Here is an 11,793-nt window from a genome sequence, read left to right as displayed (position 1 = left end):
TGCGCCTGGCTCGGCGACTGGGTTCGCCCGGCCGCAAGCGTCTACAGGTCGATGCCGGGGTCGGGTGTGAGGTCTTCGGCGGCGGAGCGGTCGTGGGTGCGTATCCAGCGCGCCGCGGAGTGGGTGTCGTGGGCGCGCTGGTGCTGTTGGCGTAGTTGGGTGCGTTGGTGGAGGGCCTGACGGAGTTGCTCGGTGAGCATCTCGGGAGGCAGGTGAGCGGCTTGGGCAAGGACAGGTTGCAGGTCGGGGGCAGTCGGCGACTCCCTGCGCCGCGTGTCGGTGGCGGGTGGACCAAGTGTGGCGGTCCAGGACAGGTCGGTGTATAGGAGCTGCAGGAGGCGGGCGCTGGGTTGAGGCGGCCAGCGCGTGCTGGTGCTGGTGTCGAGCAGGATGAGTCTGGCGTCGTGTTGGGCGGCGTGTTCGGCGAGGTCGGCGAGCATGGACGGGTCGGCTTTGGCGGCCTCGTCGATGATAATGAGGTTTCCGGGGTCGACTTGCCAGTTTTCCTCGGTGAGGTTGCGGTGCAGTTCTGCGACGGTTGTGGTGGTGTGCCCAATGTGCTTGCGCGGCGGCACTTTGCCGCTGGGTGTGCACCAGTGGATGTGGCGATCGGCGGTGTCGGCGGCCTTGCGCAGGGTGTGCAGTGCGGTGTTGAGTTCGCGGCCAGGCTGAGCGGCCACGACGCTGACCGTGAAGGGAAGTTCCGCGACGGCGGCGATGGCTGCGCGCCCGGAGGCGCCGCTAGCGGGGACGGCGACCGGCAGGGGCCGTTGTGGGCTCTGGTGGCCGGCGACGGCGAGGATGCGTAGCTCGGCGTCGAGTTCGGTTTGTTGGGCCAGCACGTGTTCGAGGGCGCGGTGGTCTGCGGCCGCGAACGCGGCCGCGGCGGCCAGTTCGGCACGGTCGAGGTCGCGACGAATCTGGTTGCAGTGTTGGCGGGCGGCCTTCACGGCGGCGTCATCGGCGGCACGGGCGGCCGCGATCGCCTTGTCGACGTCGGCGGAGGTGACGATGTTTTCCACTGCGCCGACCGCCTCCGCTCGTGCGGTGAGTGCCTCGTTGAGTGCTGGGTAGAACTGTTCTGCTGGCGACACCTGGGGCAGGCACATCTGCCGCAGATCGAGGTCGGCTTGCGCGGAGGTGATGTCGAGCGGGTCGGCAGCCGGGTCGGCGCGCAGTTGGTTCAGGCGTGATTGTGCCCAGTTCACTTGGGCGAGGGCGGATTCGTAGTGTTCTTCGGCGTCAGCCCATTGCGCGATTACTGCTTGCAGCGCGTTGTGGTAGGGACGGTCTGCGTCGGCGCGTTGGCGTAGTTCGAGGATTTGCGGTGTGGCCCGGCGCATCTCGGGGCCGTCGCCGATGAGCACTTGTGCTTGCAGCTCGTCGAGCTGGCTAAGGGTTTGCTGGTATTGGGTGCGCAGGGTCCAGACGTCGAGTAAGGCTGCTGGCAGCGGCGGAGGCGGCACGCGGGTGGGGGAGAGGTCCTCGAATCGCAGGCTGCCGAGGTCCTCTTCACCGATGGGCGTGCTGTCGGGGTCGAGGTCTGCGCCGTGCGGTTCCTCGTCGAGTGTTTCGTGTCGCGGTTCGAGCTTCTCGCCATCGACACCGGGGGCTGGTTCGTCATCGTCGACAACTGGTACGTCGTAGTGGGGGTCGAGGGGCCGCAGCTGTTCTTCTTCTTCGGGGCTGAGCGGCGGATGTTCGAGTGTGACCTGGTCGTGGTGGGTGTGGGTGGGGTCGGCGGTGGTAACCATGTCGATGGTGTGGGTGATGAGCCGCGCGTACTCGTAGACACCGATGTTGTGGCCGTCGTCGGCGGCGTCGGCCAGGTGTTCGGCGGCCAGGTGGAGGAGGTCGCGGGGGGTCCAGCGGGCGGGGTCGGCGGTGGCGATCGCGGCGACGAGGCCGGGCCAGGCGGGGTCGGCGGCGATGGTTTCGGCGACAGCGGAGCCGAAAACCTGGTGCAACTCGCGGATCCAGGGTGGCCGGATGTGGGCGTTGGGGGTATCGAGGGTGGCGGTGTGGCTGAGTTTGCCGGAGAGGCGCCACCACAGCGCGGCTGCCGGGAGTTCGTCGGGCAGTGGTTGTTGCGCGGCGGCGTCGATGACGAGTTGGGCGAGGTCGGGGCGGCTGGGGGCGGCGTGGGCGAGGTGGTCGGCGAGTTGGGGCCAGTAGCTGTCGGTGCGGATGCGCGGGTCGATGGCGTCGATGAGTTGGCGGAAGCGCGCGGTTGCGGGGCGGTGGCGCCCGATGGCGTCGACGGCGCTGCTTTGCAGCAGGAGTTGGATGGCACGGGAGCGCGCAGGGTATTGCTCGGCTCCGAGCAGGCGGCTGTCTTCGGGGGCGACGCGGTGGGCGGCGCGGAATATCGCGATTTCGGCGGCCAGTCCGGGGGCGGTGCTGATGAGGGGTTTAGCCCAGGCGGGTGCGGTCGCTGGTGTCCACGCGCGGGCGGTGGCGCGGATCTGGTCGGCGAGGTCGGCGACCAGGGTGGCCCGGCGCTGGAGGTATTCGCCCCATTGGGGGTTGTCGCGCAGCAGTTTTGGGGTGGAGGGCAGCCAGCGCAGCGGGCCGATGCCGGCGGAGTGTCCGCCGGTGGGGTCGATGCGCCAGTCCAGGACGGCTGCCGGGTCGGCGGCGTTGTCGAGTGCGCCCTTGGCGACGGCGGCCTGCAGGATTTCGGCGGGGTGTTGGCCGGCACAGGACAGCAGGGCCAGGTGTTTGCGCAGAACGGGCCAGCCATCGGCGTGAGTCAGGCCGGGATGCAGGCTGTCGGCAAGGCGGGTGAGGATGTCGAGTTGTGTTGCGCCGAGGTGGTATTCGGCGGCGGTGCCGAGCGCGTCGTGGTACATGTCGGTGGCGGCAGCCAGGCGGGTGAAGGGGTCGGCGGCTTGGCGTTCGGCCGTGGTCGCCGAGATTTGGGCGCCGTCGCGAGCCAGGATTTTGGTGAGGACATCGACAGCGGTTTGGGGGTGGGTGGCTTTGGGGGCGAGGACCCGGTGCGGGTCGGTTTCGGCGGTGGACAGGTAGAGGTGGTTTTCGTTGCGGCCGCGGGTCAGTGCGACGTAGAGCAGTTGGCGGGTGAGGTGTTCGGCGCCGACGACGTGGCAGCTGTGGTTGGCGGTGAGTCCTTGGGCGCCGTCGATGGTGCTGGCGTAGCCGAGGGTGACGTGGGCGGCGACGTAGTCGGCGGGCAAGGTGATGCGGCGGTCGGTGCCGATGTGGCGGGCGTGTAAGGAGCCGTCCTTGCCGACTTTCGTGATTTCGAAGGTGTAGCCGTTGCGCACGTAGTCGGTTCGGCTCAGGCGCAGCCAGCGGGCGTTGTCGCGGGTGCGGATGATGTCGCCGGCGGATGCGGCGAGTTGGTCGGCAAGGATGGTTTCGCGGCCGATTTGGTAGTTGGGGTCGGTGGCGGTGGCCGCGGATAGGCGGGCGGTGCGGGCGCGGGCGTTGAGTTCATCGACGATGGTGTTGGTGGGGGCCAGCAGCAGGCTGTCGCGACCGGCGGCGATGTCGGCGAGCCATGCTTGGAAGGCCATGTCGGCGGCGGTTTGTTCGGCGCCGACATGTACGCGGTGGTGGTCGATGTAGTAGCCGATGCCGGCGGGGTCTCCGGCGCGCAGTGCCAGTGAGGCAGCGCCTTCTTCGGCGGCGCTGAACCGCACCAGCTGCGACAGTGTTAGGGCGTCGGTTTCGGCGGCGATGTCGCGCAGGATGCCGCCTGCGGAGATGGAGGCGATTTGGCCGTCGTCGCCGATGAGGCGCACGCTGGCGCCTTTGGCCAAGGCGTGGCCGATCACGGTGTCGAGTTGCAGTGTTCCGGCTTTGCCGGCCTCGTCGATGATGAGCAGAGTGGATTCATCGATATCGGAGAACCACTGCGGGACAATGGCGCTCAGCTCGGGGTGGATGGCGAGCTGGATGTACTTGTCGAGGGTTTCGGTGGGGGCTGACAGATCCGCGCCGAGGTTGATGGATGCCGCGGCGGTGGGTGCTAGCCCGATGATGCGGCCGCCGGAGTTGCGCCACGCGTGCGAAAGCGCTGCCATCGCGGTCGTTTTGCCGGCGCCGGCTGGGGCAAGTGCTAGCCCGAGTCGCCGCCCGTTGGTGGCCATTTCGTTGACGAGGGCGACTTGGCCGGGGTTGAGGTCTTTGCCGCGGGCGGCGGAGTCTTCCAGTGCAAGGTCGATGTCGGCGTCGGTGACGGTGCGGCCGTCGCGCAGGGTGGCGGCGTGCAGGAGTCGGCGTTCGGCGGCGCGCACGTCGGCGCTGGTGTAGAGCTCGGTGCCGTCGCGGGAGTAGACGCTGCTGCGGTCGCGGCGGCGCAGCGCGGCGGGCTCGCCCAGTTCGCCGTCATCGATGTGGGCCACCGGCAGCGAGAGCGGTTCGGCCAGGGCGGCTTCGGTGATGCGGTGGGCCAGCGTGTCATCGGCGGCGTGGCCGGTGGAGCGCACGATGCGCTGGGCTTCGGCGAGCAGGTGATGGCGTTGCCAGGTTGAGCGGGTTTCGGCGACGGTGGTGATGGCTTTGTGGGCTTGCTCGCTGATCCATTCAGCGGTTACGGCTTTGGCGCTGCGTTTGCGTCCGGCGGCCAGGACCGCGCCGATCATGCGGGTGAGTTCGCGCTGGCTGCCCAGGACTTCGATGGCTTCTTTGCGCCAGGTTTGGCGCTGCTCGGCGGGGGAGCGCGGCTCGTGTTTGGCTTCGCGGGATTCCAGGGTGGCTTGCTGGGCGAGTGCGATCGCTTCGACGTTGGTGGGTTCGCGGCCGTGGGTGGCCTGAAACTGTTTGGACAACTCGGCGGTGCGTGCTTCGATGGCCGCGCGTCGCGACGACCAGCGTTGCATCAATTCGGTGCTGACACCGACGATTTCGCGTACTGGGCGTTTACCGCGCCCGCTGGGCGGTACCTCTTCGAAAACCAGTCCGAGCCGCTGGCCGAGGTAGGCTTCCAGCCGCGTGTTGTACAGCTCGGAGGCCGCGACCATTGTCCGGTGCAGCGGTTGTCCGTCGAGGGCGAGCCAGCGTTGTACGCCGTTGGCGTCGATGGTGGCGACCTTGTTCGAGATGGCCACGTGGGTGTGCAGATCGGGGTCGCCGGCGCGCGAGTCGCGGTGGGTGAAAGCCGCGGCGATGAGCCCGGTGGTGTCGACCTGGGCCACCCCTCCCGCACCGGTGCGGGTGAACGCGGCAACCGACTCCTGGAAGGCCAACGCATCGGCGACAGCGGCGTCGTGACATTCCTCGATGACGGTGGCGATCTCCAGGGGTGCGACCGCCCACAGGGTGGAGACGGATTTGACCGGGCTGTAGACGGTGTCGTAGCCGGCGACGGCGGTGGTGCGGGCGCGGATGTTGCGCGCGATGTAGCCGGAAAGTTCGCGATCGTCGGCGGGGGCGCGATCGTATTCGTCGCTGAACCGCTGCCGCGCCACGGTGGTGCGGATCGTGGCGCGCGCGTCGTCGGCGATGGGCGCGTTCCAGTGCAGCCCGGCGCGCGCATTGTGTTCGCGGTAGGCGATCGCCAGCGCGCGCTGGAACGCGGTTTCGCCGCTGCGGATGGTGAACGGGCGGCCCAGGTGGGCGGCGCGCACCGCCGCGCGAGGGTGCGCGCCCCCGGCCAGCATGTGGTTGGTGATGTCGACCGCGTTGGGGTGCAACCCTTCTCCGAACAGCGCCGCCATCTGTGGCTCGCTGACCTCGGACCCGGTACGGACCGCCCAGAGCTTTTGGGCTGTCGGGGAGGAGGTGTGCTGCTGGCCAGTGTCGCCCAGTGAGGCCAGCCCGGAGCCGATCCAGCGGCCCGGGGATTCACCTTTGGCCGAGTAGTAGTCGGCCAGGCTGTTGCGGCCGCGTTCGGTGCTGTCGGCCGAGGCCACCTGCCGGGTCAGGTAGGTGTAGCCCGATCCGGCGGTGAGTTTGTGCAGTGTGGCGGTCATGCCAGGCGTCGCCTCTCGCGGTTCTAGGCCGGACGCTATGGATTTGACAGCCGTCAAATCCAACACTAGCCCGGCGGTCGTTACCGAAACTATTGGCAGAGGGGTCGAATTCCGAGTGGGGTGAATGCCCAAATCAGAGGTCTGTTCGAGGGCGAGTTTGTTCGCTGCGTCGCAAGCGCTGGCTGTCGGTGTCTCTTGATAAGACTGTTGCGAGCTGACTGCGTACCTGTGGTCAACAGGCAGGAGGATCCGATGTACTTCAAGGTCACGGTCACTGGTGACGCCAACCGCTATCCCACGTGGGCCTTGTACGGCGACAACCATGAGATGGTCGCCTGGGCAGGCGAAGGCTTCGAATCGCAAGCCAACGCCACCAGAGCGGCAAATGCCTTCAAGTCCGGCGGGTCCGCAGCACGGTATGAGACATTCCAGGACGTCGGCGGAAGCTGGCGGTGGCGCGCATGGCGGTCGAGTGACAAAGTTGCCGCCTCAGGTGAGTCGTTCGCCAGCTCTTACAACGCGGAGCGCGCCGCCGAGAACGTGCGGGCGAACGCGCCGTATGCGACTGGGCCCTGAGCTGCGTACATGGGTGACAATGACGATCTGAAGTTGAATCCACGGTTCCTGCGGCGAGCAGCGGAACAGGTGCGCGACTTTGAGCGGGCGTTCAGCGCCCTGCTCGAGCTGTGTCAGTTCACCGCTGGGCTTCGGGCGATGGCTGGTCCCGACCTGCCTGACGAGGTACTTGCCGGCTACGCCAGTCTGCCCGCCGTGACACCGAGATCTGATGTGTCAGACGACGAATGGGTGGCGGCGAAGGGCCGCTGCTCACGGACAGCTGGCCGTATTGCGCATCTTCCCGACATCACCGGTGTGCGGATATCCCGCCCGGGATTCGGCGGTCCGGTTAACCCGTTCGAGATGTGGATAACTGTCACCCAGCCGCACTCGCTCGTACAGCCGGACGACATCCTCGCCGCGTCCGAACACACCATCGGCATCCTTGAATCGATGGTCGACCGTGTCGATGTCACCGGCGACATCAGCATCGAGGATATGCACCCTTTGGTCTGGGGCGCGGCTCGAGGCCAATGGCGCATCGAGTTGTACCGCGAAGCGGTGTCATCCGCCGTGGGCGCTGTCATCGACCACGTCCGCCAGCTCACCCGAAGGACTGACCTCGACGACAAGGACGTTTTCACGCAGGCCTTCTCGCAGAGTCCACCCAAGGCTGGTGCTCCGCGATTGCGCTGGCTCGGAGGTAATCAAGACCAGACCGTCATATCGATGAACCGCGGCTTGTTGAGTTTCTCGACGGGCGTCCATGCTGCGATCCGAAACCCAACCACCCACGACCGGACGCAGCTATCGGCGCAGGAGGCCGCCGAGAGGCTCGCCGCTTTAAGCCTTCTGGCGACTTGGGTGGAGAAGTGCAGGCTCGACAGCGTCGACGCCACGCAGTGAACAATCACTCGCGAGAACTCAAGCGCTGGAACCGCCGCCGCGAAATCCATCTGAGGCACAGCGATACGGTCAGCGGGCTCTTTCGGCGATGTAGGCGGTCCAGTCGCGGGCAGCAAGTCTGGCCCAGTCGGCGGCGTTTTTGTCGGTGAGCCCGAGCAGTTCGGCCAGGACTGGTGCGGGCATGTCGCCGGAGAGGTGGAAGAGGGTCGCTTTGCGGTTCTCGTAGGGCTTGATCCCGATGGCGACGAGCTGGGAGCGGATGTTCTCGGTGGCGAGGTGCGCTGCAGGGTTGCCGCCGGGGAACAGCCAGCCGGTTCCGCGTGAGGCGTAGAGGCTTTTGCCGCGGTGCTCGAGGTGCTCACGGATGAGGTCGTCGAGGAGCGGCGGCATCTGGACTGGAATCTTGCTGAAGGTGACGTGCACGGCCCGGTCGTCGGTGATCGCGACCTGACTGGTGCGCATGGCGACGATGCGTGAAAGCGGCTGTGCGAACAGCAATGTGAGCAGGCCCGCAATTCGTGTATAACGGCGCACGGTCGTGTCGTGCAGCAGACGCTCTACGGCCGCCCACCGCTGCGTATCGGAGACGGTTACTGAGGGCGGTGACTGCGGGACGTCGGGGACTCGGAGTTTGGTGTTGGTGCGGGATTGGCGTAGCCAGACGATGAAGGCGTACTCATGGTTCAGCATCCTGCCGACGTGTTCTTGGTAGCGCTCCAACAGATCCTGGGTCGCGGTCGCCGCACTGGCGTCATGGCGGGCGAGGAAGCCCACGAACTCGATCGCGACGCGGATGCGCCGTCGACACGCATCGGCCATCGACTTGGTCAACCGGTCTTCACGGGCGGCCTTGCGCATTCCTCGCAGCACCTGCCAGTGCGCGAATCGGCGAATCAAGGCGGCGTCCTCGGCGGGCAGTTCGGCGACGATGTCTTCGATCCAGGGCAGCATCCGTTCGATGCGGATGTCGAACGGTTCCAGGACACCGACCGCGACGAGAAGACTGCGAAGGTAGTCGTGGGCACGATCCGAGGGCAGGGTGCGGAAGGTGTCGTGGCTGATGTCGACCGCGCCGCAAGCCATCTGCCCGAGAAGTTGGGGGCCGATGCCAGGTTTCTTGCGCAGCCACCACAGCCCTGTTTGTGGGCGTTCGGAGTTCACCAGCTCGTCGAAGACCGGCCGCAATTGGCGGTGAATCTGGCCGGTCGTCGGGTCGGCGAGCAAGTCGCTGAGGCGTTCACGCAGGAAGCATCGCGCGCACCGATTGTGCCCGTAGGGATGGTCTTCGCGCCCGCATTCGCGGCACCCGAAGATCGACTCGACACCGGCACATGACGCGCACACCACCGTCTCGCCGCGTCGCCATGCCAGCGGCCGCACGACATGGCAGCCCGGACAGGTTTCGGGGTGGTAGTGCCGCCTGCGACGGCAGCCGACACAAATGCGACACCCATGCGTCAGCCGGGTCAGGTAGTTGGTGCTTGCGCACTCCCAGCAGGCTCGTCGATTCACTCGTTGTCGCCGGGGCGGCGGATCCTGGCGCGGATCGGCCGCAGGTCGCCGATCCCGGGCCCGCTGTCGTTGACTGCGGGTGCCTCGCGGATCTGTTCTTGGGCGAGCTCGAACAGATCGTTGGGGGTGCACGCCAGGATGTCGCACAGCGCCGCCAGCAGGTCGAGATTGATGCGCTGTGGAGGCTTGGTAGCGATCCGGTGAACCATCTGTCGGGAGATCTCCACGCCACGTTCGTGCAGCGGTGCGACGAGGTCGGTGGTGGCGAACATGCCGTTCTCGGCCATCAGGCGGCGCAGGTTCCACCGGAGGACGGTTCTAGTGCTCATCCTGGCTCCCTTCAGTCGTCGCGGATCCGTAGACGCGGCGCAGCGCCGCCTGCAACGTTTTGGTCTTGAAGTCGTTGGACACCGAGGTGTAAATCGCGGTGGTCGAGGCGTAAGAATGTCCGACCTGCTCGGTAACGAACCGTTCCGGGTAACCGAACTCGATCAGGTGGGTCACATAGGAGTGCCGCAGGCAGTGCAGGGTGAGGTCTTGAGGCAGACCGGCCTGCGCCCGCAAGTAGGCGAATCGCTTGTCCATTTGCTTGGTCGCCACCCGCTGCCGACGCTCAGTCAGCCACAACTCTTGACGGCTGCCGGGACTCAGAAGCGGCCGGGCTTGATCGACCCATTGGCGCAGTCCGTCGATCACCCAGTCGAACTCGGGAACGGCCAGCACCGTGCGACGCCGAGGGGCGCTGCCGCGGCTGGACTTGGCATACCGGACGTGGACGGCGCCGAACGTTCCCCACGCCGGCATCCGCGGGTTGGGACGCAGGTCGGCCACGTCGAGGTAGCACAGCTCTCGACGGCGTAACCCGAAGGCGTAGGCCGTCTTGATCATCTGCGCGTCGCGCAACGCCGCCAACGCGCCTTTGCGACCCGAACGCGCAATGATGTCCACTCGATCGGCAAGGAACGCGAACAACGTTTCCACCTCGTCGTAGGTGAACGGCCGGCGGGCGGGCTTGCCCTCGTATTCGACCAGATGCGCCGCGGTGTTGAAGTCATGGCAGACCTGCGACGGGATCCTTTCGAACCGCTGCTCGCACTGCGAGATCCAGCCATAACGGCCATCGAGTAGGTAGTCACAAAACAACCGCAGCGTCATGTGGTAGCCGCGAATTGTCGAGGGCGCCTTGCGGTTGTTTCCCGACATCAGAGCCGCCGTGAAGTCCTCGACATCGCCGGCCGTCCAATCCCACGGATGCGTCTCGGCGAACGCAGCGAACCGTCGCACGAACGCCAATCGCGATTCGATCGTGGCCTCGGCAAGCAGCCGGGACTTCTGCTGGCGTCGCCACCCCGACAGCATCGCTTCAAAGACCGCGGACGGTTCATCAAGATGGACCACGCCCGCGGCGAGAACGAGGTGCGCCGAACCTGGAACGCTCAACTGAAGGCCTCCAGACGGTCAACTCACAGTTGTCAATGTCAACGGCAAGTTACCACGATCTGGGCCGAAATCGCTCATCAGCACAAACGGGAAATGGTTCAATGGCGGCTTGGCGGCTCTCGCCCCAAGCGCCACCCGCGTGCGTCAACTTTAAGTTGATTGGCGATCTTCGTGACCTAAGTGCAAGAGGTGTGTGGTGTTTGAGGGGGTCGTCGACGCGGTGCTGTCGGGGTGGTGGCGGTGGGTGTATGGCGGGGGGTGAGTAGTTCGAGTGTGTGTTGCGGTGGGGAGGGCGGGATCAGGTCTGGGGAAGTGACAAGCGGTAGGAGAGTTGGAGATTCGTTCGGGTGCAATGTTGGGGCTGGTGTTAGCGGCGGCAGGCCTGCCGGTCGTAGGTTGACGGCTATGGCGAAAAGGGAGTCGAAAGACGAGGTCCGCCGCAAGGTGCGGGAGGCGCAGGCCCAAGCCAACCGTGAACGGCTGCAGCGGGAGTCGGCGAACCGCGAGGACATGGTGGCGTTCTTGGTGGCCGAGCAAAAGCTGGCAGCGGTCGACGAATGGGAGGCCGAGCGCCACGAGCAGGTGCGCCTGGAGGCCGAGCAGCGCCGCGAAGAACAGCGACTGGAAGGTGCGCGCGCGTTGGCGCGTATGCGAGACCGCGGCGAAACGGTCGCGGGGATCGCGGCGCTGGGCGCGCGCAGCGAAAAACTTGTGCGCAGCTACTTGCGCAAGGTCGCCAGTTCGCGTGGCGCGGCAACAAGCGAGGCGAACGGTTCGCAGCCACCAGGCGGGGCGGGCACGGCACCGGCCGGCGGGTCGCACGCATCGGATGGGGCGGGCGGCCAGGTGTCGGTCGCGGCCGCCAGCTCGACGAGCGCTGTTGTCGGAGGCGCCCAGTAGCGTGTGCTGGCATGCAAATTGGGCGTGGCGCACCGGGACCCGCCGCGCCGCTGTGGGTTGACCCGGAACTGCATGCCGCTGAAAGTGCGCGGTTCCGAAGTTATGTGGTCACCGGGCCGAGTGACGAGGACTGCAGCATCTGGGTGGGCGGCGCCGATGGCTACGGCCGCTATTTCATCACGCGCGACGGTGTCGGGTTTTGTGCGCGGCCCAACCGGTATGCGCTGGCGCTGGAATCACCAACCGTTTTGGGCGGTGATGTGTTTGCGTTACACGAATGCGATAACCCGGTGTGCGTGAAGGTGACTGCGCCGGGCTCAGCGCGCCAGCACGTCGTGACCGGCACCCAGCAGGAGAACATGCGGCGGATGGCCGTGGCGCGCCGTGGCGGCGGCAGACCCACCATACGCAGTTGCGGCGGCCCGACGCGGCGGCGCGCGCGGTCGGTGGCGCTGCGCGAGGCCGTGCGAACGGCTGGGACGCACAGGCTGTGCAGCGAGCGTTGTTGGGCGCCGACCCGACGCTGTGGTGAGACCCG

At 66.8% G+C, this 11,793-nt stretch carries 7 protein-coding genes; 3 read left to right on the top strand and 4 right to left on the bottom strand.

The annotated features are described in order from the left end of the window. Positions 1-41: 41 nt before the first annotated feature. Entirely contained in the window at positions 42-5,939 is a 5,898-nt protein-coding gene (gene mobF / locus MFM001_RS21350; protein WP_116377267.1) for a MobF family relaxase, read from the bottom strand. A gap of 252 nt (positions 5,940-6,191) precedes the next feature. Between mobF and MFM001_RS21345 the strand changes: the two genes are divergently transcribed. Both MFM001_RS21345 and MFM001_RS21340 read left to right on the top strand, forming a co-directional pair. Beyond that, entirely contained in the window at positions 6,192-6,515 is a 324-nt protein-coding gene (locus tag MFM001_RS21345) for a DUF1508 domain-containing protein (protein ID WP_030133890.1), read from the top strand. A gap of 9 nt (positions 6,516-6,524) precedes the next feature. Further along, positions 6,525-7,403, top strand: coding sequence for a TIGR02391 family protein (locus MFM001_RS21340; RefSeq protein ID WP_082974191.1), 879 nt, complete (start codon positions 6,525-6,527; stop codon positions 7,401-7,403). A gap of 69 nt (positions 7,404-7,472) precedes the next feature. Here the strand turns inward: MFM001_RS21340 and MFM001_RS21335 are convergent, their stop codons facing one another. The 3 genes from MFM001_RS21335 to MFM001_RS21325 all read right to left on the bottom strand — a co-directional run bounded on the left by MFM001_RS21335 (position 7,473) and on the right by MFM001_RS21325 (position 10,355). Further along, complete coding sequence (locus MFM001_RS21335; protein ID WP_067215230.1) at positions 7,473-8,783, bottom strand: hypothetical protein; 1,311 nt, start codon at positions 8,781-8,783, stop codon at positions 7,473-7,475. A 128-nt stretch (positions 8,784-8,911) separates the two neighbouring features. Further along, on the bottom strand, positions 8,912-9,244 hold the full coding sequence (locus MFM001_RS21330) for a helix-turn-helix transcriptional regulator (RefSeq protein WP_064403599.1): 333 nt from the start codon (positions 9,242-9,244) through the stop codon (positions 8,912-8,914). Beyond that, positions 9,234-10,355, bottom strand: coding sequence for a tyrosine-type recombinase/integrase (locus tag MFM001_RS21325; RefSeq protein ID WP_030133894.1), 1,122 nt, complete (start codon positions 10,353-10,355; stop codon positions 9,234-9,236). Before MFM001_RS21325 ends, MFM001_RS21330 begins: the two co-directional genes overlap by 11 nt. A gap of 405 nt (positions 10,356-10,760) precedes the next feature. On the opposite strand from MFM001_RS21325, the gene MFM001_RS21320 reads away from it, so the two are divergent. Next, positions 10,761-11,255: a hypothetical protein gene (locus MFM001_RS21320; protein ID WP_116377266.1), complete on the top strand. Its 495-nt coding sequence runs from the start codon at positions 10,761-10,763 to the stop codon at positions 11,253-11,255. The last annotated feature ends 538 nt before the right edge of the window (positions 11,256-11,793 follow it).

The sequence above is a fragment of the Mycobacterium sp. MFM001 genome (genome assembly GCF_003402475.1).
GTDB lineage: Bacteria > Actinomycetota > Actinomycetes > Mycobacteriales > Mycobacteriaceae > Mycobacterium.
Note: the sequence above shows the minus strand (reverse complement) of the source record. Positions and strands in the feature narration are given on the sequence as shown.